This is a genomic window from Bradyrhizobium sp. IC3123, assembly GCF_020193625.1.
GTDB lineage: Bacteria > Pseudomonadota > Alphaproteobacteria > Rhizobiales > Xanthobacteraceae > Bradyrhizobium > Bradyrhizobium yuanmingense.
This window is the reverse complement of the sequence record NZ_JADYVF010000009.1, coordinates 104108-125182: the sequence shown is the minus strand read 5'-3', so window position 1 is coordinate 125182 and position 21075 is coordinate 104108. Positions and strand designations below refer to the sequence as shown.

The 21075-nt window shown below is 65.7% G+C and carries 22 protein-coding genes, 1 tRNA gene and 1 riboswitch; of the genes, 10 read left to right on the top strand and 13 right to left on the bottom strand.

Annotation, left to right across the window (positions count from 1 at the left end; all coding sequences use genetic code 11):
* The first annotated feature begins 101 nt into the window (after positions 1-101).
* Positions 102-629, top strand: a complete 528-nt coding sequence (locus I6F20_RS26255) for a DUF1003 domain-containing protein (protein ID WP_225128496.1) — start codon at positions 102-104, stop codon at positions 627-629.
* Between the two features lies 1 nt (position 630).
* Here I6F20_RS26255 and I6F20_RS26250 read toward each other — a convergent pair whose 3' ends face one another.
* On the bottom strand, positions 631-1104 hold the full coding sequence (locus I6F20_RS26250; protein ID WP_225128494.1) for a GNAT family N-acetyltransferase: 474 nt from the start codon (positions 1102-1104) through the stop codon (positions 631-633).
* A gap of 24 nt (positions 1105-1128) precedes the next feature.
* Complete coding sequence (locus I6F20_RS26245) at positions 1129-1710, bottom strand: helix-turn-helix domain-containing protein (protein WP_074447667.1); 582 nt, start codon at positions 1708-1710, stop codon at positions 1129-1131.
* A gap of 170 nt (positions 1711-1880) precedes the next feature.
* Here I6F20_RS26245 and I6F20_RS26240 point away from each other — a divergent pair, with 170 nt between their 5' ends.
* Entirely contained in the window at positions 1881-2873 is a 993-nt protein-coding gene (locus tag I6F20_RS26240; RefSeq protein WP_225128492.1) for an alpha/beta fold hydrolase, read from the top strand.
* A gap of 4 nt (positions 2874-2877) precedes the next feature.
* Here the strand turns inward: I6F20_RS26240 and I6F20_RS26235 are convergent.
* Positions 2878-2951, bottom strand: a tRNA-Gly gene (locus I6F20_RS26235).
* Between the two features lie 172 nt (positions 2952-3123).
* Between I6F20_RS26235 and I6F20_RS26230 the strand changes: the two genes are divergently transcribed.
* From I6F20_RS26230 to I6F20_RS26210, 5 genes are all read left to right on the top strand, one after another.
* On the top strand, positions 3124-3702 hold the full coding sequence (locus I6F20_RS26230) for a methylated-DNA--[protein]-cysteine S-methyltransferase (RefSeq protein WP_225128491.1): 579 nt from the start codon (positions 3124-3126) through the stop codon (positions 3700-3702).
* Positions 3703-3711: 9 nt separating this feature from the next.
* Positions 3712-4551 (top strand): helix-turn-helix domain-containing protein, encoded by an 840-nt coding sequence (locus I6F20_RS26225; protein WP_036020435.1) that lies wholly within the window; start codon positions 3712-3714, stop codon positions 4549-4551.
* Between the two features lie 58 nt (positions 4552-4609).
* On the top strand, positions 4610-4969 hold the full coding sequence (locus I6F20_RS26220) for a VOC family protein (RefSeq protein ID WP_035996395.1): 360 nt from the start codon (positions 4610-4612) through the stop codon (positions 4967-4969).
* Positions 4970-5119: 150 nt separating this feature from the next.
* Positions 5120-5521 carry an SRPBCC family protein gene (locus I6F20_RS26215; RefSeq protein WP_225128488.1) on the top strand — a complete coding sequence of 134 codons (402 nt, stop codon included), beginning with the start codon at positions 5120-5122 and terminating at the stop codon, positions 5519-5521.
* A gap of 113 nt (positions 5522-5634) precedes the next feature.
* Complete coding sequence (locus I6F20_RS26210) at positions 5635-6111, top strand: hypothetical protein (protein ID WP_225128486.1); 477 nt, start codon at positions 5635-5637, stop codon at positions 6109-6111.
* Here I6F20_RS26210 and I6F20_RS26205 read toward each other — a convergent pair.
* The 3 genes from I6F20_RS26205 to I6F20_RS26195 all read right to left on the bottom strand — a co-directional run bounded on the left by I6F20_RS26205 (position 6108) and on the right by I6F20_RS26195 (position 10299).
* Positions 6108-7550, bottom strand: a complete 1443-nt coding sequence (locus I6F20_RS26205) for an MATE family efflux transporter (RefSeq protein ID WP_225128484.1) — start codon at positions 7548-7550, stop codon at positions 6108-6110. The genes I6F20_RS26210 and I6F20_RS26205 overlap by 4 nt on opposite strands.
* Positions 7551-7915: 365 nt before the next feature.
* Positions 7916-8968, bottom strand: a complete 1053-nt coding sequence (locus I6F20_RS26200; RefSeq protein WP_225128483.1) for a hypothetical protein — start codon at positions 8966-8968, stop codon at positions 7916-7918.
* A 194-nt stretch (positions 8969-9162) separates the two neighbouring features.
* Positions 9163-10299 (bottom strand): 2'-deoxycytidine 5'-triphosphate deaminase, encoded by a 1137-nt coding sequence (locus tag I6F20_RS26195; RefSeq protein WP_518513071.1) that lies wholly within the window; start codon positions 10297-10299, stop codon positions 9163-9165.
* A gap of 80 nt (positions 10300-10379) precedes the next feature.
* Positions 10380-10459: riboswitch (SAM riboswitch) on the top strand.
* A 76-nt stretch (positions 10460-10535) separates the two neighbouring features.
* Between I6F20_RS26195 and I6F20_RS26190 the strand changes: the two genes are divergently transcribed.
* Positions 10536-11723 carry an O-succinylhomoserine sulfhydrylase gene (locus tag I6F20_RS26190; RefSeq protein WP_225128479.1) on the top strand — a complete coding sequence of 396 codons (1188 nt, stop codon included), beginning with the start codon at positions 10536-10538 and terminating at the stop codon, positions 11721-11723.
* 114 nt (positions 11724-11837) lie between these two features.
* On the opposite strand, the gene I6F20_RS26185 is transcribed toward I6F20_RS26190, so the two are convergent.
* Genes I6F20_RS26185 through I6F20_RS26175 form a run of 3 tightly spaced genes read right to left on the bottom strand, consistent with a single transcriptional unit; the run spans position 11838 to position 14875 of the window.
* Complete coding sequence (locus I6F20_RS26185) at positions 11838-12827, bottom strand: SGNH/GDSL hydrolase family protein (protein ID WP_225128477.1); 990 nt, start codon at positions 12825-12827, stop codon at positions 11838-11840.
* Positions 12828-12839: 12 nt separating this feature from the next.
* Positions 12840-13619: an SGNH/GDSL hydrolase family protein gene (locus I6F20_RS26180; RefSeq protein ID WP_036020422.1), complete on the bottom strand. Its 780-nt coding sequence runs from the start codon at positions 13617-13619 to the stop codon at positions 12840-12842.
* Positions 13619-14875 carry an OpgC domain-containing protein gene (locus I6F20_RS26175; RefSeq protein ID WP_036020420.1) on the bottom strand — a complete coding sequence of 419 codons (1257 nt, stop codon included), beginning with the start codon at positions 14873-14875 and terminating at the stop codon, positions 13619-13621. Before I6F20_RS26175 ends, I6F20_RS26180 begins: the two co-directional genes overlap by 1 nt.
* 195 nt (positions 14876-15070) lie before the next feature.
* Between I6F20_RS26175 and apaG the strand changes: the two genes are divergently transcribed.
* On the top strand, positions 15071-15463 hold the full coding sequence (gene apaG, locus I6F20_RS26170; RefSeq protein WP_024337101.1) for a Co2+/Mg2+ efflux facilitator ApaG/CorD: 393 nt from the start codon (positions 15071-15073) through the stop codon (positions 15461-15463).
* A gap of 190 nt (positions 15464-15653) precedes the next feature.
* Here apaG and I6F20_RS26165 read toward each other — a convergent pair whose 3' ends face one another.
* From I6F20_RS26165 to I6F20_RS26155, 3 genes are all read right to left on the bottom strand, one after another.
* Positions 15654-16661, bottom strand: a complete 1008-nt coding sequence (locus I6F20_RS26165; protein WP_225128475.1) for an Hsp33 family molecular chaperone — start codon at positions 16659-16661, stop codon at positions 15654-15656.
* Positions 16662-16936: 275 nt separating this feature from the next.
* Positions 16937-17872, bottom strand: coding sequence for an ornithine carbamoyltransferase (argF, locus tag I6F20_RS26160; protein ID WP_036042744.1), 936 nt, complete (start codon positions 17870-17872; stop codon positions 16937-16939).
* Positions 17872-19080: an aspartate aminotransferase family protein gene (locus tag I6F20_RS26155; RefSeq protein WP_225128474.1), complete on the bottom strand. Its 1209-nt coding sequence runs from the start codon at positions 19078-19080 to the stop codon at positions 17872-17874. Before I6F20_RS26155 ends, argF begins: the two co-directional genes overlap by 1 nt.
* A gap of 459 nt (positions 19081-19539) precedes the next feature.
* Here I6F20_RS26155 and I6F20_RS26150 point away from each other — a divergent pair, with 459 nt between their 5' ends.
* Positions 19540-20052, top strand: coding sequence for a GcrA family cell cycle regulator (locus tag I6F20_RS26150; protein WP_036001664.1), 513 nt, complete (start codon positions 19540-19542; stop codon positions 20050-20052).
* Between the two features lie 300 nt (positions 20053-20352).
* Here I6F20_RS26150 and phoB read toward each other — a convergent pair whose 3' ends face one another.
* A complete protein-coding gene (gene phoB / locus I6F20_RS26145) occupies positions 20353-21060 on the bottom strand; it encodes a phosphate regulon transcriptional regulator PhoB (RefSeq protein ID WP_008143479.1) in 708 nt (235 codons plus the stop codon).
* Between the last annotated feature and the right edge of the window lie 15 nt (positions 21061-21075).

The following is a 21075-nucleotide window of genomic DNA, read 5'->3' as shown; positions in this document are numbered from 1 at the left end:
CTAGCAGAGGTGTTTTGAGGTACGCAACTCATTTGATGAGGGGATCGGTCTTTTTGCTTCCCCTTCCAGGAACGGCTTCCCCGGCGGGCCGTTGCCGGGGCGTGCGTAACGACATCACCCATGATTCCGGCGAGGGGCTGAGCCCGACGCTCGAGCGCAACATCCAGGCGCTGGTGGCGCGGCGGCGCCGCGAGCAGCAGGCGGCAAGCGGGCAGGACAAGGTCGCGGACGCGATCACGGCCTTCACCGGCAGCATGATCTTCGTCTACCTGCACCTCGCCTTGTTCGGGTTCTGGATCATTGCCAACCTGCATTGGATTCCGGGAATTCCGGCCTGGGACGAGAGCTTCGTCGTGCTGGCGATGATCGCCTCGGTGGAGGCGATCTTCCTCTCCACCTTCGTGCTGATCTCGCAGAACCGCATGACCGCGGCGGCCGACAAGCGCGCCGATCTCGATCTCCAGATCAGCCTGCTCGCCGAGCACGAGCTGACCAAGGTGGCCCGCCTGCTCACTCAGGTCGCCGAGCGGCTCGACGTCAAGCCGGACGCGGAGCGCGACCTGCAGGAGGCGGCCCGGGACATCGCCCCCGAGCGCGTGCTCGACAAGATCGAGGAGACGCGCTCTTAAGCTATTCGCGCTCTGGCGCCGACAAGTCGAGCGTCAGGTACAGGCTGTTGGGATCCTCGACATAACCTTCGAACGGGCCGCATGCGACGAAACCGTGCGCCAGATAGAGTGCGTGTGCCGGCTTGAAATAGTCCCACGAGCCGGTCTCGAGGCTGAGCCGCGTCATGTCGCGCGCGCGGGCTTCCGCGATGATGTGGCGCAGCATCTGGCCGCCATAGCCGCGCCGGCGCGCGGTCTGCAGCGTGTGCATCGACTTGACCTCGCCATGGCCAGCCGAAAGCGTCTTCAGCGCGCCGGTCGCGACCAGCGTCTCGCCGTCCCAGCCGGTCCAGAATGCGACGTCGGGTGCACGCAGGCCCGCGAGATCGAGCGCATGGGCACTGCCCGGCGCCGTCTGCGCCCGCGCAGCAGCAACGTGGTGATCGAGCAGCGCGACGACGCGCGGATCATAGGTGTCGCCGGTCCGGATCTGCATCGTGCTCGTCTCCACGTCCTGCCCTCACATCTTGCCGTAGGACGCGCCGCGTCTGACGATGATGACGTAGCGCGCGTCCTGCTTGGTTTCGTTCTCGAAGATCACCGCGCGCATCACGTCGAAATCCAGACAATCGCCCTCGCGCAGCCGCACCGCCTTGGCGTCGATATGCACGGCGATCGCGCCCTCCAGCATCAGGAGCTGCTGGGTGAAGGCGTTGCGGCCCCAGGGGCTGTAGGAGACGCGCGCGCCGGCGGGAAGGTCGACCACGATGATCTCGATGCCGCTGGCCGCATCCGGCGGCGAGGCGTGCCGCCGGCGATAGCCGCTGTCGGGGTCGCGCCAGAGCGGCTGGTCCGCCAGCCGCACCAGGCGCTCCGGCGGCTTCTCGGCGAGCGCGACGACATCGCTGAGCGTGACGTCGAGCGCCGCGCAGAGCTTGTTTAGCAGCGCCGCCGTCGCACTGCTCTGCGCCCGCTCCACCCGCCCGATCATGGCCCGGCTGACGCCGGAGCGGCCTGCAAGCTCGTTCAACGTCATGCCTGCCTGCGTCCGCAGCGTCTTCAGGCGCCGACCGATGGCGCGATCGAGTTTTTGCTGGTCCATGGGTTTCATCCGAACATCGCCCGATACGAGGACCGCATCCGCCGGGGTGAGAGAAGCTTAGCGCGCGCGGAGGCACACGCCGGGAGCGGCAGTCCAATATATTAGAAATTTTGCGCAGGCCGTACGCCCGATTAGGATGCGCCCCAACCACAAAAAATCGGAGGCGACGAATGGATGGCCCGACGCAGCGGAGGATCAAAGCCAACGGCATCAGCCTCAATGTCGCCGAGCAGGGCGACGGGCCTATGGTGCTGCTCTGCCATGGCTTTCCGGAAGGCTGGTACTCCTGGCGGCATCAACTCGAGGCGCTGGCGGCGGCTGGCTACCACGCGGTCGCACCGGATATGCGCGGCTACGGAAAGAGCGACCGGCCCGAAGCGATCGATCAATACACGATCCTCCATATGGTCGGCGATCTCGTCGGCGTGCTCGACGCGTTCGAGGCAAAGGACGCCGTCATCGTTGGACATGACTGGGGCGCGACAATCGCTTGGCACACGGCGCGCCTGCGGCCCGATCGCTTCTGGGCCGCCGCTATCCTCAGCGTACCGTATCGGCCGCGCAGTCCCGTGCGGCCGACGAGCGTCATGCCGCAGACGGCGGATGCGCAGTTCTATCAGCTGTACTTCCAGGAGCCAGGTATCGCCGAAGCGGAGTTCGAGCGGGATCCTCGCGCAACGCTCGGCGCCATGCTCTTCGGCGGTTCCGGCGAAGGGGCGACCGCGATCCGCGCCAATGCCGAGCGTCAAGGGCGGACGGTCGCCGCCGGCATGGTCTCCCGAAAGGACGGCATGCTGCCGAAGGTGCCGGTGCCGCTTCCGTCGTGGCTGAGTGCCGCCGAGCTCGACCACTACGCTGCCGAATTTGCGCGCAGCGGCTTTCGCGGGCCGCTCAATTACTACCGAAACATCGATCGCAATTGGGAGCTGATGGCAGCATTCGAGGGCATGCAGGTGGTGGTGCCCTCGCTCTTCATCGCCGGCGACCATGACATGGTCATCGCCTTCCCCGGTGCCGCCGAACATCTCGCCAACATGAAGCAATGGGTGCCGCAGCTGCGCGACATCAAGATGCTGCCCGGCTGCGGACATTGGACGCAGCAGGAGCGGCCGGCGGAGGTGAACGCGGCGATCGTCCAGTTTCTGAGAAGCCTGCCTAACTAAGGGCTGGAGCGGGCGAAGGGAATCGAACCCTCGTATGCAGCTTGGGAAGCTGCCGTTCTACCATTGAACTACGCCCGCGATGTGCGCTTTGCGCCCCTCTTGATTAGCCGAGACGGCGCCTGCCGCCAAGCGGTTTGGCGCGACCAGCGGGGCGGTTGTTAACGTCCTGATAAGATTCCAGGTGCGCCGGATTGTGGCGGTGTTATGATCGCTTCTCCGGGGAGAAACGTGCACTGAGTGGGGCGTGTGCATGGTGGGGCGGGCTTACGCAATATTCGATACGGCCATCGGCCGTTGCGGCATCATCTGGAGCGGCACCGGCGTGGTCGCCTTGCAATTGCCGGAGGCGCGGGAGATCGACACCCGCCGCCGGATTTTCCAGGTCCATCCCGAGGCGCGGGAGCAGCGCCCGTCCGAGAACGCTGAGCTTGCGATCGAGGGCATCACGGGCCTGCTGCAAGGTCACGATCCCGACTTCTCCGAGGTTAGCCTGGACGCCGGCGGGGTGCCCGGCTTCGACCGGCGCGTCTACGAGTACACCTGCAGCATTCCGCGCGGAGAGACACGCACCTATCACGAGGTCGCCCGGGCGCTGGGCGCCTCCGGCGCGTCCTATTCCGTGGCGCAGGCGATTGCGAAAAATCCCTTCATGCTGATCGTGCCCTGCCACCGGGTGCTGGAGGCTGGCAATTACGCCGACCGGCTCTCGCCCTATGGCGGCGTGATCTCCAAGCGGCGGCTGCTGGCGCTGGAAGGGGCCCATCCCATCGCCAGCAAGACGCTGTTCGAGGTGCTGCTGCCGGTTGCTCCGCCCCGCGCGCCTACCTAAATACGCGGGATGCACGCCACCACGTTGCTGACGACGCCCTCGATCACGGCTTCCGAGTTTCGCTGCGATGCGGGACCGGACGACAGGCCGTTTGCGGAATGCCGCACAGGCCATTCCATCGCCTATGTCCGCTCCGGCAGCTTCGGCTGCCATTGCCGCGCCGGCTTCTTCGAGCTGGTGGCGGGCTCGATGCTGATCGGCGCCCCCGGCGAGGAATACACCTGCACGCATGAGCACGTGTCCGGCGACGTCTGCCTCGGCTTCTTCTTCAGCGAGGACCTGGTCGACGCCCTCGGCGGGCGGCGCGAGGTCTGGCAGATCGGCGCAACGCCGCCGCTGCCCGAGCTGATGGTGCTGGGCGAGCTGGCCCAGACGGCAGCAGAAGGCAACAGCGATCTCGGCCTCGACGAGATCGGCCAGATCCTGGCCGGCCGTTTTGTCGACGCCGTCTCGGGCAAAGCGCGCAAGCCGGCCACTCCCACCGCACGCGACCGCCGCCGCGCGGTGGAGGCGGCGCTGTGGATCGACGATAACTCGCATGCCGAGCTCGACCTCGAGCAAGCAGCCAAGCAGGCGGGATTGAGCCCGTTTCATTTCCTGCGGCTGTTCTCGGCCGTGCTCGGTGTCACCCCGCATCAATATCTGGTGCGCTCCCGGCTGCGCCACGCGGCACGGCTGCTCGCTGACGAGGACATCGCCGTCACCGATATCGCCTATGACGTCGGCTTCGGCGATCTCTCCAATTTCGTCCGCACCTTCCATCGCGCCGCCGGCGTGTCGCCGACCAAGTTCCGGCAGGCGTCGAAGGGGGAGCGCAAGATTCTCCAAGAGCAGCTTGCCCTCAACTGACTAGGGTCGTCTCCGGCGCGTGCCCTTCGCGGCACGCTTCTTCGCAATGGAGACGAACATGTACGACCACATCGGATTGCGCGTTGCCGACCTCGACGCCGCCACGCGCTTCTACAGCGCGGTGCTGGCGCCGCTCGGTTTTGTCCTGTGCTCGAGCGGCGACGGTTATGCCGGTTTCGGGCCGAAGGGCGAGCCGGCGCTGTGGCTGCACCTGAACAAGGGCCGCAAGGCAGATGGTGCGCATATCGCGTTTCGCGCCAAGGATCACGACGCAGTCAAGGCGTTCCATAGCGAAGGGCTGAAGAGCGGCGGTCGCGACAATGGCGGCGCCGGCCCACGCAGGGATTACAGCCCGACCTACTACGCCGCGTTCCTGATCGACCCTGATGGCAACAATGTCGAGGCGGTTTGTGTGTGAGCGCTAGCCACTCGCTCCGTCATTGCGAGATCGCGTAGGGTGGGCAAAGCGTAGCGTGCCCACCAATTGCTCGCGACAACGCCCGATGAATGGTGGGCACGGCGCGCGAAGAGCGCGCCTTTGCCCACCCTACGCATTCCAGGAGAGATCATGGCCTCCATCCACAACGACATCTCCCTCCCCGCCTCCGCGCGCGACGTCTGGGACGCGGTGCGCGATTTCGGCGCGCTGCATCGGCGGCTGGTGCCGGGCTTCGTCACCGCGTGCACGCTCGACGGCGATGCGCGCATCGTCACCTTTGCCAACGGCTCGGTCGCGCGCGAGGTGCTGGTCGATTGCGACGATACGCGGCGGCGCCTCGTCTATGCCATCAGCAACGAGCGGCTGAGGCATTACAGCGCCTCGGTGCAGGTCATTGCCGAGGGCGAGGCGAGCTGCCGCCTCGTCTGGATCATCGACATGCTGCCGAACGAGCTCGCGCCCTACGTTCAGGGGCAAACCAAGGAGGCGGTGGCCGCCATGCACAAGGCGTTTCCGCCCGCGGCAGCCTGATCGTTCACTGTGAGTTTTCTCACAGAAGCCCGTCCTCGCCGGCCGTAACCATGCCCGCGTGCGTCCGGTCGGCTCTGCTCTCCCGGCGGCGCCACGCACGCGAGGAGCATGCCATGAGAGGTGCGGACAAGGTGATCTGCCAGGCGGCCGCGATGCTGCTGCTGTTTTCGATCTCGAGCGTGCCGGCAAAGGCGCAATTCCTCGGCGGCGGCGGTGCCGGCGGCGAGGACATGATGACCCAGATGGCGCCGATGCTGGAGATGATGAAGGCGAAGATGGGCAAGCGCCGCTTCGCCATGCTGATGCAGACCATGGGCCCGATGATGAGCCGCATGATGGAGAACGGCGGCGGCGGGCTCGGCGGCATGATGGGCGGCGACAATTTCGGCGGCGGATTCGGTGCACCGAGCTACGGCGGTTACGCGCCGATGGGCGGCGGCACCATGCCGGTCGGGATCGGCAGCATGGGCGGCGGCGACATCATGGGCATGCTCGGCGGCAGCGGCGGCAGCGACATGATGGCGATGATCCCGCAATTGATGCGTCTCGCCAATACCGGCGGCGGCCATCGCCGCCACAAGCGTCGCTAGTCCGCAGCCGAAAGCGCCGGCTTGATCGCAGGCTTCGTCTCGCGCGGTCCCCAGCGTGTCAGCACGACGCTGGAGCACGACAAGAGGCCGAGCACGACCATCGAGCTCGCGGCGAGCCAGAAGAAGCTCTGCGCGCTGGCGCCGTGCCTCGACAGCCACCAGCCGATTCCGGCGATGTAGATCAGCCGCGCGGTCTGCGCCAGCACGGGCCCGATCACCTTGGCCGCGCCTTGCGAGGAGAAATACATCGTCGTTGCCAGGCCGAAGAAGGCGTAGAACGGCCCGACCGTCGAAAGATATTGATGGCTCGCCGCGCGCACCGCCACACTGTCGGTGAACATGTTGACCCAGAGATCGGGGAAGATCGCAACGAGGCACGCCGGCACGCCGACCGCCACGAAAGCAGCAACGCTGGCGGTCCAGGCGATGCGCCGGGCCCGCGCGATGCGGCCAGCACCGATCGCCATCCCGACCATCGGCACGCAGGCAATGCCGAACGAGAATGCGATCGAGGTCAGCAGGAATTCGAGCCGCGCGCCGACGCCGTAGCCGGCGAGGATCGCAGTGCCGAACTGCGCCAGCATGTGCGTGAAGATGGAGATCGTCAGCACCGATTGCAGCGGCGAGAAGCAGGCGATGGCGCCGACCTTGAGGATGTCGAAGAACATCGCCCATTGGATGCGCAGGCCGCGCAGCTTCAGCGTGATCCGCGCGCGGCCGGAGAACAGGTACCAGCTCATGATGCCGATGTTCATAGTGTAGGCGATCAGCGCGCCAGCGGCGACGCCGCGCATGCCGAACTGCGGCACTGGCCCGAGCCCGAGACCGAGCGTGCCGCCGAGCACGATCTGCCAGGCCGCGGAGTTGAGGATCAGGAACGACGGCAGCTTCATGTTGCCGGTACCGCGCAAGATGCCCGCCATGGTGTTAAGCAGCCAAGGCAGCACGGCGCCGCCGAAGAACACCTGCGTGTAGGCGATCGCATGCGTCAGCACATCGCCGCGGCCGCCGAGCATCTCGAGCAGCCTCGGCCCGAAGATCAACATGCCCAGCATGAAGACGAGGCCGAAGCTGATGCCGATCAGCATCGCGTGCACGGCCAATATGCCGGCGCGCTCGCGATTCCCGGCGCCGAGCGCACGCGCAATGGCCGAAGCCACCGCGCCGCCCATAGCGCCGCCGGACATCGTCATGGTCAGAATGATCGTCGGAAACACCAGCGCCATCGCCGCCAGCGCCTCGACGCCGAGCCGGCCGACATAGGAGGTCTCGGCGATCACCACGCAAATGCCGGCCGACAGACCGATCGCGTTCGGCCAGGCGAGCGACAGCAGCGTGCGCAGAATCGGCCCCTCGGTCAGGGCGCTTCTGATCGGCGGCGAAGGCGGCGGCAGTGGGCGCTCTTGCTCATCGACCGGGATTTCGGCGATGTCGGACATGTCCTCTCCCGGGCGCAGGCGCCGTTTGCAGCGCAGCAATCACTTGGTGTGCCAATGGCGTCGTTCGCGCGAATGGCGCGGCTGAGGCGTGTTAGCACGGCGTGCTCCGATTCTGCCTGCGCCCGATGCAGGCGTGCCCTGCGGCAGCGCATTTCAAGCGGTGGAATTCGTTCTTCTCCCTCTCCCCGTTCTTACGGGGCCGCGACGAGCCTTGCTCGCGCCAAGAGCGTCGGGGTGAGGGGCTCTATTCGCGAAGACGGCGAGAGCTGGACTCGCGGAGACTCCCCCTCATCCGGATTGCATCTTCGATGCAATCCGACCTCTCCCCGCAAGCGGGGCGAGGTGAGGCCCGCTGCGGCCGTCGCCTAACCGATGGTCCACACCAGCGGTGGGCGCCCGCCTACCGCGGTGCGCATCTGCACGCCGATGTGCCGGCCGCAGCCTGCGGCGAGCCCTTCGAACAATCCCTCCAGCACCTTGGCGCAGGCGCGATGATAATCGGCGACGTCGTCCATCAGCTTCCAGCTCTGCTGCCGGATCTCGAACGTGCCTTCCGATTGCGTCATCTCGGCCGCATCATCCTGCGCGGCGAGCAGCGCGTTCAGGAACGATGCGAATTCTCGCGCTCCGCCGCGGGTCGTCGCCAGCGCCGCGGCGACCTCGTCGAAAAATTGCATGCCGATCAGCTTGCCGGTGAGGTGCAGCAGATAGCCGGCATCCTCCGGGCCGAACAGCTGCACCATCACGGGCGCGGCGGTGCGGACATATTCCATCGCGTAATTGCGATAGGCCTTTTCCAGCCGCGGTCTTGGCCAGCTCGCGACCGGCAAGGCGGGCGCCGTCTTCGCATCGAACAAAGGTGCTTCGAGGTGGCGCGCGAACACGAGGCGCTGGTCGAGCTCGAGCGGATGGTCGTAGAGATGGTAATAGCCTTCGAGCCCGTCCTGGGCGTCGACGCTCTGCTTGGTGCAGACGAAGCCGAGCCTGAGGTCGCCGAGGGCCGCGCCATTGTTGGCGTGCCAGCCGCGCAGCATGGCGCGTGAGACTTCGCCCGGCACGCCACAGATCGCGGTACCCTTCCAGATCCAGCGCGGCGGCGGATAGCGGATCCAGGCCTTGGTGTCGCTCTCGTACATGTATTCGACATGAACGCCGCCGATCCAGTTGGAGAGATAGTGGTATTGCGCAGCCGCGACCGCCGGCGGCAGATGGTCGATCCCGAGCTTGCTGAGCCCCGGCAGGAAACGCTCCTGCTGCTGGCGACGAAACACGCGGAAGACGAACTCTGCGGCATCCGCCGTGCCGCGGCGCGTGACGACGGTGAGGATCAGCCCGGTGAAGTAAGCGTGATAGAGATCGGCGACGGCGCGCCAGCGCTTCCATTGCGCGTGCTGCGCGAGGTCTGGTGCGATAGTCATGTTCGCTCCCGGCTTGTTGTTTTGCGGGAGTGTGTCATCGCGGATCGGGTGACGCAACCGGACGCGCTCTCGGTGTTATCGCCCGCGAAGGCGGGCGATCCAGTACTCCGAGATGGTCATGCTTGAATCGAGAGGCCGCGGCGTACTGGATTCCCCGCCTCCGCGGGGAATGACAGCGGTGGGTGAGGTTAGCACTACACCCTGAAATGCTTGCTGAGCTTCAGGCCTTGCGCCTGGTAATTCGAGCCGATGCGCTGGCCGTACATCGCGTCGGGGCGGGCCAGCATCTTCTCGTAGACGAGGCGGCCGACGATCTGGCCGTGCTCGAGGATGAACGGCACCTCGCGCGAGCGCACCTCCAGCACGGCGCGCGATCCCAGCCCGCCAGCGCCGGCATAGCCGAAGCCGGGATCGAAAAAGCCGGCATAGTGCACGCGGAATTCGCCGACCAGGGGATCGAACGGCACCATCTCAGCGGCGTAGTCGGGCGGCACCTGCACCGCTTCCTTGGAGGCGAGGATATAGAACTCGCCGGGGTCGAGGATCAGGCTGCCGTCGGGGCGCGCCGAGATCGGCTCCCAGAAATCCTCCACCGCGTAGCCGGCGCGGCGGTCGACATCGACGACGCCGGTGTGGCGCTTGGCGCGATAGCCGACGAAGCCGCTCGCCTTCTCGCCGGAGAGATCGACCGAGACGGCAACGCCGCCCGAGAGATCGGCATCGTCGATGTCGACGAGACGCTCGCTGGCGTGCAGCGCATCGAGCTCGTCGGCATTGAGGATGGCATCGCCGGTGCGGAAGCGCACCTGGCTGAGACGCGAGCCCTCGCGCACCAGCACAGGAAACGTCTTCGGGCTGATCTCGGCATAGAGCGGGCCGTGATAGCCGGCGCCGATCATGTCGAAGCGGCGGGTGCCGTCGGCGATGACGCGGGTGAAGACGTCGAGCCGGCCGGTCGAGCTCTTCGGATTGGCGGCAGCGACGATCTCCGGCGGCAGCGCGAGGCTCTCGAGCAGCGGCACGATGTAGACGCAGTTGGTCTCGAGCACCGCGCCGTCGGCGAGGCTGAACTCGTGCAGCTTCAGCTCGTCGATGCGCTCTGCCACGGTGGCACCGGGCCCGGGGAGGAAGCTGGCGCGGACCCGATAGGCGATGTCGCCGAGGCGCAGATCGAGGCTCGCCGGCTGGATCTGGCTCTCGACGAAGTCGTAGGTGGGCAGGATGAGACCTTCTTCCGCCATCGCCGCGATCATGCGGTCGGGCAGGATACCATTGGCGTCGGCGGCGACCGTGAACGTCAACCGGGGGTCCTCATCAGGGGTCGAGTGCATCCGGACATGCCGGAAATACAAGTCTTTTACGGCTATCCGATGGACGCCTTGACGGAAAGGGCATTGCGGAATATGAGCATCACTTATCCCGTGGTGATTTGAGCCGGCCGGCTTGCAGCCACGTTAAATAAGTCGCTAAACAGGCCGGGGACCTCTGTGATCCCGGCCCGTGGAGATATCCAGGCCGGTTTTTTTGTGACCGTTTTCGCCTCGACGGTCATGTCGGAGAGGGTCCTATGTCGAAGTCGTCTGCTGCCTATCGCCCCGAAACCCGCCTGGTCCATTCCGGCACCCTGCGCTCGCAATATGGCGAGACCTCGGAGGCGCTATTCCTGACGCAAGGCTATGTCTACGCCAGCGCGGAGGAGTGCGAGGCACGGTTCAAGGGCGAGGATCCCGGCTTCATCTATTCGCGCTATTCCAACCCGACGATTGCGATGTTCGAGCGCCGCATGATCGAGCTCGAAGGCGCCGAGGCCGCGCGCTCGGCGGCAACCGGCATGGCGGCGGTGACGACTGCGATCCTGGCGCCGCTCAAGGCCGGCGATCACGTGGTCGCCTCCCGTGCGCTGTTCGGCTCCTGCCTCTACGTCATCCAGGACCTGTTGCCGCGCTACGGCATCGAGGCCACGCTGGTCGACGGGCTCGATCTCGACCAGTGGCAACGCGCGCTGAGGCCCAACACCAAGACGTTCTTCCTGGAGAGCCCGACCAACCCGACGCTGGACGTGCTCGACATTCCCTCGATTGCCGAGATCGCGCACAAGGGCGGCGCGCGGCTCGTCGTCGACAACGTGTTTGCAACCCCGATCTGGCAGAGCCCGCTCGCGCTCGGCGCCGACGTCGTCGTCTACTCCGCAACCAAGCACATCGACGGCCAGGGCCGCTGTCTCGGGGGCATCATCCTGTCCTCCGAAGCCTTCATCGCCGAGCACATCCACAATTTCATGCGCCAGACCGGCCCGTCGATTTCGCCATTCAATGCCTGGGTCCTGCTCAAGGGCCTGGAGACGCTGGGCGTGCGCGTGCGCGCGCAGACCGACACGGCCGCGCGCGTCGCCGAGGTGCTGGCGAGCCATCCGAAGATTTCGCGGCTGGTTTATCCCGGCCGCGCCGATCATCCGCAGGCGGCGCTGGTGAAGAAGCAGATGCGCGGCGGCTCGACGCTGGTCGGCTTCGAGGTGAAGGGCGGCAAGGCGGCGGCGTTCCGTGTGCTCAACGAATTGAAGCTCGCCAAGATCTCCAACAATCTCGGCGACGCCAAAAGCCTCGTCACGCATCCGGCGACCACGACGCATCAGCGCCTCAAGCCGGAAGACCGCGCCGCGCTCGGCATCAGCGAGGGATTTATCCGCTTCTCGGCGGGGCTCGAGCACGCGGATGACCTGATCGAGGATCTCACCGCGGCGCTGGAGAAGGCGTGAGGGAAGCGAGGTCTCGTAGGGTGGATTAGCCGAAGGCGTAATCCACCTCTGCTGCATCCGCGGAGATAGACAGTGGTGGGTTACGGCTTCGCCTAACCCACCCTACGCACCCTCTCACATCGGCCGGTACGTTCTCACGTCGGCGGGCACGCTCACACCGAGCTTGATCTGGCCGACGGAGCGGATGATGTCGTCGCCGAGCAGCTGGGCGAAGCAGGCATAGCCCCAATCGTTCATGTGCAGGCCGTCGGCGATGACGAAGCCCTCGACCGGGATCGACTGGTTCTCGTGCCAGTCGCGCATCACCTCGAAGCGCGGGAAAATGCCGACCTTGCGGAGCTCGGCGACGTTGCCGAGCAGCTTGATCATCTTGCCGGCGCTCTCCTTGCGCTGGTTGACGGCCGGCGAATATTGCGGATCGACCAGCACGATGTCGGTGCCGCCGGCGGCCTGAATGCGGCTGATGCCGTCCTCGACCAGCTTGGCCGTATCGGCAGGATCGAGATTGCGCAGCACCGCGTTGGTGCCGACCTGCCAGATCACGAGATCCGGATGCCTGTCGATCACCTGCGTCTGCAGACGCTTCATCATCTCGGGGGCGTCCTCGCCGCCGACGCCGGCATTGATGACGCTGATGTCGGCAGTCGGATAGTGCCGGCGCAGCTGCGCGGCGAGACGATTGGGGTAATTGAACTCCGGCGAGCTCGCGCCGAACCCTTGAGTCGACGAGGAGCCGAACGCGACGATGACGACGGGCTGGCCGGCGGCCAGCTTGCTCGCGACATGCGGCAGCGAGCCCATCGCCTTGGAGCCGCCCTTCGGCGGCAGGCAGGGCACCCGGCTGAAGATGTCGGCGGCGGACTTCGCGACCTCCTTCACCTTGTCGATGGCGCGCGAGGTGACGCCGCGCTGCTCGGGCGACCTCGCGGCGACGGTGGTCTGGGACGGCGCAGCGGGCGCGGGATCAGGCGACTGGGAGGGTGCGGGGGTCGCCGGCTGAGCGGCCGGCGTCTGCGCATGCGCGGCGGGCGTCAGCAACAACAGCACTGCTGTTGCAGGCACGGCCAGCCATGACGTCAGGCAAAAAGGGCGGAGAGAACTCATTAACGCTAGACCTCAATTTTGCTGCTGGGCCGGCTCCAGATGGGCAGCGTCAATCACGAACTGTGCCAACGCCCGGCCAAGGCAATCATGGACCTGCTTCGCCAGCTCAGGCCCGCGGGACGGGTTGAACAGGTCGAACTGACCCTGTTCATTCCACTGCCGCATGATCGCGAAACGATCGAACAGCGGGATGTCGTGCTCCTGTGCCACGACGCGCATATTATCGAGAAAAGGCTGCGCCGAGATCATGGTCTCGGTGCGCGGGCTATATTGCAAATTCATCAAGACGACGTCCGCCCCTGCCTTTTGCAACGCAACAACCCCGTCGGTCACCGCGCTACGAAATTCGTCGGGATCGATGGATCGGATAGCATCCACGGTCCCGGTCTGCCAGATGACCAAAGTAGGCGTTTTTGCTTCCATCAGCTTAACGAAGGTGGACGCGGTCTCCTCTGCCGTTTTCTTGCTCTGTATTTCTACGGAGACGTGCACCGGCTCGGAGGGCGGCAGTTTCTCCTTGAGGATCGCCTCCATACGCGCCGGATAGGAGCTGCTCTCCGACGACGGAATCGTGGTCGAGCGGCTGCCGATCACCAGGATGTCGAGCGGTTTGCCGGCCTTGATCGCCTCGGCGACCTTGGGCAGCTGGCTTTCGCTGGTCAGCAGATAGGACGGCAGTTCGCAGGCCGCAGGCATAGGGGATGCGGCAGACGCGGCATCGCCCGCGCGCGCCGTGGGCGCGGCGAGGTTACCGCATAGCAGGACCAGGCTCAGGAGAACCTTCGCCTTCATCAGCCCCCTCCCGCCAGATCGGCGTTGCCGACGGCGTTTTTGGTTTTCGCACCGCTCTTGTCAGCCACACGCTTGTACCACGAAATGACCCAGGCCACCCCCCACATGATCAGGATTCCGGAGAGGCTAATCAACGCATGCATGACCGGCCCGCCGGAGATTTCGGCGAGGACGAAATGGCCGGCAAAGGCCAGGAAGACGCCGAGGCAGAAGATCTCGAGCGAATGCTGACCACATAGAATCAATGGTCGCAGCCAGCGCGATTTCAAGCCCGGCCAGTCGCGGGGCAGGAAGCGTACGGTCAGCGCCGCCAGCGCCAGGAAGTGCGCGAAGCGCAGCACGTCGAGGTCGGTCTTGTCGATCGGATACATCCATTGTTCGATCTGCTTCGGCATGAACTGGGAGAGCTGGGGCACGTACCAGGTCAAGGTCACGTAGAACGCCGCGATGAGATAGGCGATCGAGATCCACATCGTCACGGGCGAGGCCAGGATGCCCGACATGCGACGCGCACCTCCGAGCGCGCACCAGGCACCGAACACGAACAGCAATTGCCAGGCGAAAGGATTGAAGGCCCAGAAGCCGTTCGGATAGGCCGACAGGTAAAGGTCGTACTCCCAGGTCACCGCGTAGAGCAGGACCGACAGCCCGAGCGTGACGTCCGGCCGCCATTTCATCGACCACAGGATCAGAGGCAGCGCCAGCATCAGCACGATGTAGAGCGGCAGCACGTCCATGTTGACGGGACGGAAGCGCAGCAGCAGCGCTTGCACGATGGTGACGTCGGGCTGCTTGAGGAAGTCCATGATGCCCATCTCTTCGGTGTAGAGCGGGTTCTCGAACCTGGTCGCGACATAGGAGATCTCGGCGAGGAAGATCGTGAACAGGAAGACGTGGGCGACGTAGATCTGCCAGACCCGGCGCAGGATGCGCGCGGTGGCGATGAGAACGCCGCTCTCCAGCATGGCCCGGCCATAGACGAAGGCGGCGGTGTAGCCGGAGATGAAGATGAAAATCTCGGTGGCGTCGCTGAGGCCGTAATTGCGGATCGTGAACCAGGTCAGCAGACTGGGCGGCAGATGGTCGATGAAGATCAGCCACAGCGCGAGCCCGCGGAACAGATCGAGCCGGAGCTCGCGCTCGCCGATGGCGGGCAGCGTGATGGCCGGCGCTGCGGCGCGCGCCTTGGTCCCTGCGGGCTTGGCGCCCGCGGTTCCTGCGATGGTCGATCCCGTCACTTGGTCGGCAATGGTCATCGGGGCCTGGAAACCCTTCCGCAAATCGCGACATTGAAGCAGTGTAATGGTCCGGCTGTCGTCTCGCAAAGCGTCCGGATCACATCAGGGTGTCTCCCTCGGTGGTGTGCTTTCCCGCCAATTCTGGCGGGACGATGTCGCCAAGGCGCCCGCGGGGGTTTGGTTCCCGGGGCGGATTTCGGTATGATGACAGCCATGTACCGCGCCGTGACCCGCCAGATCGAAGTGACCGTCGAGCCGAACTTTGTTCCGGAGCAATCGTCGGCCGACCGCTCGCGCTACTTCTGGTCCTACACCATCGTCATCACCAATTCGGGCGAGGAGACCGTGCAGCTCAAGACGCGGCACTGGATCATCACCGATGCCTCCGGCCGCCAGCAGGAGGTGAAGGGCGAAGGCGTGGTCGGCGAGCAGCCGATCCTCGCCCCCGGCGAGCGCTTCGAATACACCTCCGGCGTGCCGCTCTCGACCGCCTCGGGCTTCATGACCGGCCGCTACCAGATGGTCAGCGAAACCGGCGAACGCTTCGAGATCGACGTGCCGACGTTTTCGCTGGACAGCCCCGACAACAAGCGCGTGTTGAATTAGAGAGGCGAGTTCGCCGTAACACTCACAACTGTCATGCCCCCCGGCTTGACCGGGGCATCCAGTACGCCGCGGCCTCTCGTTTCGATCAGCATCGTCTCGGAGTACTGGATCGCCCGATCAAGTCGGGCGATGACACCGCGCGTGTGGCACTGCTCCACTCGACATTGCGAGTGCAGCGACGCGGGTAGGCTCAGGCGTCCTCGACGCCCGCCTCGTGCGGCGTGAACTGGTACACCGACGAACAGAATTCGCAGGTGACGACGACCTTGTCGTCCTTGACCATGGCGGCGCGGTCGTCGTGCGAGAAGCTCTTGAGCATCGCGGCGACCGCATCGCGCGAGCAGGAGCACCGCGCCTCGAGCACCTGCGGATTGAACACGCGCACACCGCGCTCGTGGAAGAGGCGGTAGAGCAACCGCTCGCCGGAGAGCTCGGGATCGATCAGCTCGACGTCTTCGACCGTCTCGATCAGCGAGCGTGCCTCGACCCAGGCATCGTCTTCCGCGACGCTGTGCACCTCGGTGCCGTCGGGCGCATCGCCGGGATGCAAGTCCGCCTGCCGCGCGCGCTCCGGCGCCTTCGGCAGAAATTGCATCAGCATGCCGCCGGCGCGCCAGCGATGCTTGCCGCCGTCGCTCGAGCGCCACTCCTCGCCGACCGCGAGGCGCACGCGCGTCGGGATCTGCTCGGAGCGCAGGAAATATTCGTGGGCGGCGTCTTCCAGGCTGCCGCCGTCGAGCGCAACCAGGCCCTGGTAACGGCTCATGTCGGGGCCCTGGTCGATGGTCATGGCGAGATGGCCGCGGCCGAGCAGCGTGCCGGAATCCTTGGCCGTGCCCAGGCGCGAGGCGTCAAAGCGCGCATAGGCGCGCAGGCGGTCCGGGGCCTTGTAGTCGACCACCAGGAACGACACCGGACCGTCGGTCTGGGCCTGAAGAATGAAGCGGCCCTCGAATTTCAGCGTCGAGCCGAGCAGCGTCGTCAGCACGATGGCCTCGCCGAGCAGCTTGCCCACGGATGCGGGATAATCGTGCTTGGTGAGGATGTCGTCGAGCGCGGGGCCAAGCCGCACCAGGCGCCCGCGCACGTCAAGCGCGTCGACCTCGTAAGGCAGCACGGCGTCATCGATCGGAACCGATGATGGCGCGCGAACCGGGCCTTCAGGCCCGGTGTTCATGTCAGGAGACTGGGAAACCATGGCGCTTTATCTGGGGTCGGAGGGCGGAAATGGAAGGGGGCGCGTTCCGGCTGCGATGAGGGTGCACAACGCTACAGCAAGCTCGGTGTCGTCCCGGGGCGCGCAACGCGCGAGCCCGGGACCCATAACCACAGGACCACGTCATCGAGCGAGATGGCAACTCCGAGTCTTCGCCAAACGACTTCCTGTGGTTATGGGTCCCGGATTGCATGTTGTTGGCGCGCTTGTCCGGGACGACAATTGCGTGTGAGGCCGCAGCGGGGCCTCTGGCGGGCCTACTTCACCGCGTCGAAGCACCAGGCCAAGATGCCCTTCTGCGCGTGCAGGCGGTTTTCGGCCTCGTCGAACACGACCGATTGCGGCCCGTCGATCACCTCGTCGGTGACCTCCTCGCCGCGATGGGCCGGCAGGCAATGCATGAACAATGCGTCCGCCTTGGCCAGCGACATCAGCTTGGCATTGACCTGGTAGGGCTTGAGCACGTTGTGGCGGTGCTCGCCCTCCTTGTCGCCCATCGACACCCAGGTGTCGGTGACGACGCAATCGGCGCCGCGCACGGCGGCTTCCGGATCGGTGCCGAGCACGATCGGCGCGCCCGTCGCCTTGATCCAGTCGCGCATGGCCTTTTTCGGTGCGAGCTCCGGCGGCGTTGCGACATTGAGCTGGAATTTGAAGCGCTCGGCGGCATGGGCCCAGGACGCCAGCACGTTGTTGTCGTCGCCGGTCCAGGCCACCGTCTTGCCCTCGATCGGGCCGCGATGTTCCTCATAGGTCATGAGGTCGGCCATCACCTGGCAGGGATGCGAACGCCGCGTCAGGCCGTTGATGACGGGCACGGTGGCGTTGGCCGCAAGCTCCAGCAGCGCATCATGGTTGAGGATGCGGATCATGATGGCGTCGACATAGCGCGACAGAACCCGCGCGGTGTCGGCGATGGTCTCGCCGCGGCCGAGCTGCATCTCGGCGCCGGTGAGCATGATCGCCTCGCCGCCGAGCTGGCGCATGCCGACGTCGAACGAGACGCGGGTGCGGGTCGAGGGACGCTCGAAGATCATCGCCAGCGTCTTGCCTTCGAGCGGCCTGACCGGCTGCTGCGCCTTCTGCTTCGCCTTCATCGCCGAAGAGGCGGCGAGCATGCTCTTGAGCTCCGAGAGCGGCAGCTCGTTGATGTCCAGGAAGTGCTTGGGAGCTTTGTTGGGCGTCGTGCTCATCAGCTTGCCGCCCGCTTGGTCTGGCTGGAGGAGATCGCAGCGCAGGCGCGCTCTAACCGGCCGACGCTGTCCTCGATCTCCGCTTCCGTGACGATCAGGGGCGGCAGGAAGCGCACGACATTGTCGCCGGCCCCGACGGTGAGCAGCTTTTCGGCGCGCAGCGCCGCGACGAGATCGCCCGAGGGCACCACCGCCTTGATGCCGATCAGCAGGCCCTCGCCGCGCACCTCGCTGACGACATCAGGATGACGATCGATCACGGAGGCAAGCTTCTGCTTGAGCAGCAGCGACATCTTCTGCACGTGGTCGAAGAAGCCGGGCTTGAGCATGACGTCGAGCATGGCATTGGCAGCCGAGATCGCGAGCGGATTGCCGCCGAAGGTCGAGCCGTGCGAGCCGGGCCCCATGCCGGCCGCCGCGTCCGCGGTCGCCAGCACCGCGCCGATCGGAAAGCCGCCGCCGAGCGCCTTGGCGAGCGACATCACATCCGGTGTGACGCCGGTGCGCTTGTAGGCAAAGAGCTCGCCGGTGCGGCCCATGCCGGTCTGCACCTCGTCGAAGGCGAGCAACAGGCCGCGCTCGTTACAGAGTTCGCGCAGCGCCCTCAGGAAGGCGTGAGGTGCAGAACGAACGCCACCCTCGCCCTGGATCGGCTCGATGAGAATGCCGGCGGTGTGCGGACCAATCGCCTTCTTCACGGCGTCGAGGTCGCCGTGCGGCACCTGATCGAAGCCGTCCATCGGCGGACCGAAGCCCTCGAGATATTTCGCAGAGCCGGTGGCGGCGAGCGTCGCCAGCGTGCGGCCATGGAAGGCACCCTCGAAGGTGATCATGCGGTAACGTTCCGGATGCCCCTTGGAGAAGTGATGGTGGCGCACCAGCTTGATCACGCCTTCCAGCGCCTCGGCGCCGGAATTGCAGAAGAACACGAAGTCCGCAAAGCTCTCATTGCAGAGGCGGCTTGCGAGCTTCTCGCCGTCAGGGCTCTGGAACAGGTTCGACATGTGCCAGAGCTTGGTCGCCTGCTCCTGCAACGCCTTGACCAGCGCGGGATGGACATGGCCGAGCGCATTCACCGCGACACCCGAGGTGAAATCGAGATAGCGATCGCCGTTGGTCGCGATCAGCCAGCAGCCTTCGCCGCGCTCGAAACCGAGGTCGGCCCTGGCGAAAACGGGGAGCAAATGCGGCGCTGCGCTGTTAGTCATGACGTCACTTGAATGTTGCGGACGGTGTGAGGCATGAATTGCGCGACGCACCATCGACCGGCCCCGGAAAACGAAACGTGCCGCCTTTTAAGGGCGGCACGTGGCACTATCTTATGCCTGGCAAGACGGGTGTCAATGCCGCCCGGAAAGCCTCGCGAAACGCTGATTCCGTAGTCTTGCGGTGCCGATTTTGCGGGTTTTTCACCACGGAACATGTGGAAGCGAGTCGGCGGACTCTTGCGCGGGAGTCACGCCATATTGTAGCGTTTGGACTGTCAGATACGACATCTCGTGCAGCAGTTCTGATCCCAGAAGTCCTCATGTACCGGCGTAAACGTTCGGGCGTCTTGAGCGCGCCCGGCGAGCCTTAAGGGATTCTGACGGCACGGGTTTTTCAAGGCTAAAGCATTCGCTGCGAAGGCCCCAGGATGGCAGGCGCGCAGCGAGGGAAAGGGTGCAATGACGGTTTTGACCTGGTCCGATGATCGCGTCGAGCAGCTGAAGAAGCTCTGGGAGGCCGGACTTTCGGCCAGCCAGATCGCGGCGGAGCTCGGCAATGTGACCCGCAATGCCGTGATCGGCAAGGTGCACCGGCTCGGCCTGTCCGGCCGCGCCAAGAGCCCTTCATCGGCAGCGCCGCGGCCGCGCAAGGCACGGCCCGCGCAGCATATGATGCGGGTGACCCGCCCCGTCGCGCGCGGCAACACCGCGTTGGCGCAGGCCTTCGAGGTCGAGTTGGAAGCCGAGCCGGTTACCTACGACAACGTGGTGCCGATGAGCCAGCGGCTGTCGCTGCTGGAATTGAACGAGGCGACCTGCCACTGGCCGGTCGGCGATCCCTCGAGCCCGGATTTCTTCTTCTGCGGCGGCAAGGCGCTCTCCGGCCTGCCCTATTGTGCCCAGCATTCGCGCGTGGCCTATCAGCCCGCAGCGGATCGCCGTCGCGCAGCACCGAAACCGGGCACGCGGTGAGCTTGCGGAATTCCCTGATCGCCAAGCTTTGATCGCCAAGCTTGATCGCCAAGACTGCAGCCGTCACACGATGGCGGCTCCCAATCGCTCGGTGTCATCCCCGCGAAGGCGGGGATCCGTAACCGCGGGGCGCAATCGTTGCGCGAGATGGTCACTCCGAGTCTTCGCCAAACCACGTCCTGTGGCTGATCGCGAAGAGCGCAAGCGCTCGCGCTGAGATCCCGGGCTCACGCTGCGCGCGCCCGGGGATGACGGCCGAGATCGGCGCCGCAGTTCGCCAAACCAGCTGTCGCTGGCGCCTTACGTCTGCTCAGCCTTCGCGAAGCGATCGTCCAGCGCGTAGCCGGCGCCGCGGACGGTGCGGATCGGGTCCTGCTCGCGGCCAAGATTGAGCAGCTTGCGCAGGCGGCCGATATGGACGTCGACGGTGCGCTCGTCGATGTAGATGTCGCGGCCCCAGACGCTGTCGAGCAGCTGCTCGCGCGAGAACACGCGGCCGGGATGCTCCAGGAAGAACTCCAGCAGGCGATATTCGGTCGGACCGAGATCGATCGGCCGGCCCGAGCGCGCCACGCGGCGCTTGTCGCGGTCGAGCTCGATATCGCCATAGGCGAGCACAGTGGCGAGGCGCTCGGGACTCGCACGCCTGAGCAGGCCCTTCACGCGCGCAAGCAGTTCCGGCACCGAGAACGGCTTGACGATATAATCATCCGCGCCGGTCGCGAGCCCGCGCACCCGTTCGCTCTCCTCGCCGCGCGCGGTGAGCATGATGATCGGCAGCTGCTTGGTCTCGGGGCGGGTCCGAAGCCGCCGGCACAGCTCGATGCCTGACAGGCCCGGCAGCATCCAGTCGAGCACGATCAGATCGGGAATGTGCTCCTTGAGGCGGGTGTCGGCGTCATCGCCGCGCATCACCGTCTCGACGTCATAGCCGTCGCCTTCGAGGTTGTAGCGAAGAAGCTCGGTGAGAGCTTCCTCGTCCTCAACCACCATAATGCGTGCGCCCATGTGGTCGTAGCTCCT

Excerpts from the sequence above, each read along its gene's own strand:
- I6F20_RS26250 (WP_225128494.1), bottom strand. The coding sequence starts at position 1,104 with ATGCAGATCCGGACCGGCGACACCTATGATCCGCGCGTCGTCGCGCTG.
- I6F20_RS26245 (WP_074447667.1), bottom strand. The coding sequence starts at position 1,710 with ATGGACCAGCAAAAACTCGATCGCGCCATCGGTCGGCGCCTGAAGACG.
- I6F20_RS26240 (WP_225128492.1), top strand. The coding sequence starts at position 1,881 with ATGGATGGCCCGACGCAGCGGAGGATCAAAGCCAACGGCATCAGCCTC.
- I6F20_RS26230 (WP_225128491.1), top strand. The coding sequence starts at position 3,124 with ATGGTGGGGCGGGCTTACGCAATATTCGATACGGCCATCGGCCGTTGC.
- I6F20_RS26225 (WP_036020435.1), top strand. The coding sequence starts at position 3,712 with ATGCACGCCACCACGTTGCTGACGACGCCCTCGATCACGGCTTCCGAG.
- I6F20_RS26220 (WP_035996395.1), top strand. The coding sequence starts at position 4,610 with ATGTACGACCACATCGGATTGCGCGTTGCCGACCTCGACGCCGCCACG.
- I6F20_RS26215 (WP_225128488.1), top strand. The coding sequence starts at position 5,120 with ATGGCCTCCATCCACAACGACATCTCCCTCCCCGCCTCCGCGCGCGAC.
- I6F20_RS26210 (WP_225128486.1), top strand. The coding sequence starts at position 5,635 with ATGAGAGGTGCGGACAAGGTGATCTGCCAGGCGGCCGCGATGCTGCTG.
- I6F20_RS26205 (WP_225128484.1), bottom strand. The coding sequence starts at position 7,550 with ATGTCCGACATCGCCGAAATCCCGGTCGATGAGCAAGAGCGCCCACTG.
- I6F20_RS26200 (WP_225128483.1), bottom strand. The coding sequence starts at position 8,968 with ATGACTATCGCACCAGACCTCGCGCAGCACGCGCAATGGAAGCGCTGG.
- I6F20_RS26195 (WP_518513071.1), bottom strand. The coding sequence starts at position 10,299 with ATGCACTCGACCCCTGATGAGGACCCCCGGTTGACGTTCACGGTCGCC.
- I6F20_RS26190 (WP_225128479.1), top strand. The coding sequence starts at position 10,536 with ATGTCGAAGTCGTCTGCTGCCTATCGCCCCGAAACCCGCCTGGTCCAT.
- I6F20_RS26185 (WP_225128477.1), bottom strand. The coding sequence starts at position 12,827 with ATGAGTTCTCTCCGCCCTTTTTGCCTGACGTCATGGCTGGCCGTGCCT.
- I6F20_RS26180 (WP_036020422.1), bottom strand. The coding sequence starts at position 13,619 with ATGAAGGCGAAGGTTCTCCTGAGCCTGGTCCTGCTATGCGGTAACCTC.
- I6F20_RS26175 (WP_036020420.1), bottom strand. The coding sequence starts at position 14,875 with ATGACCATTGCCGACCAAGTGACGGGATCGACCATCGCAGGAACCGCG.
- apaG (WP_024337101.1), top strand. The coding sequence starts at position 15,071 with ATGTACCGCGCCGTGACCCGCCAGATCGAAGTGACCGTCGAGCCGAAC.
- I6F20_RS26165 (WP_225128475.1), bottom strand. The coding sequence starts at position 16,661 with ATGGTTTCCCAGTCTCCTGACATGAACACCGGGCCTGAAGGCCCGGTT.
- argF (WP_036042744.1), bottom strand. The coding sequence starts at position 17,872 with ATGAGCACGACGCCCAACAAAGCTCCCAAGCACTTCCTGGACATCAAC.
- I6F20_RS26155 (WP_225128474.1), bottom strand. The coding sequence starts at position 19,080 with ATGACTAACAGCGCAGCGCCGCATTTGCTCCCCGTTTTCGCCAGGGCC.
- I6F20_RS26150 (WP_036001664.1), top strand. The coding sequence starts at position 19,540 with ATGACGGTTTTGACCTGGTCCGATGATCGCGTCGAGCAGCTGAAGAAG.
- phoB (WP_008143479.1), bottom strand. The coding sequence starts at position 21,060 with ATGGGCGCACGCATTATGGTGGTTGAGGACGAGGAAGCTCTCACCGAG.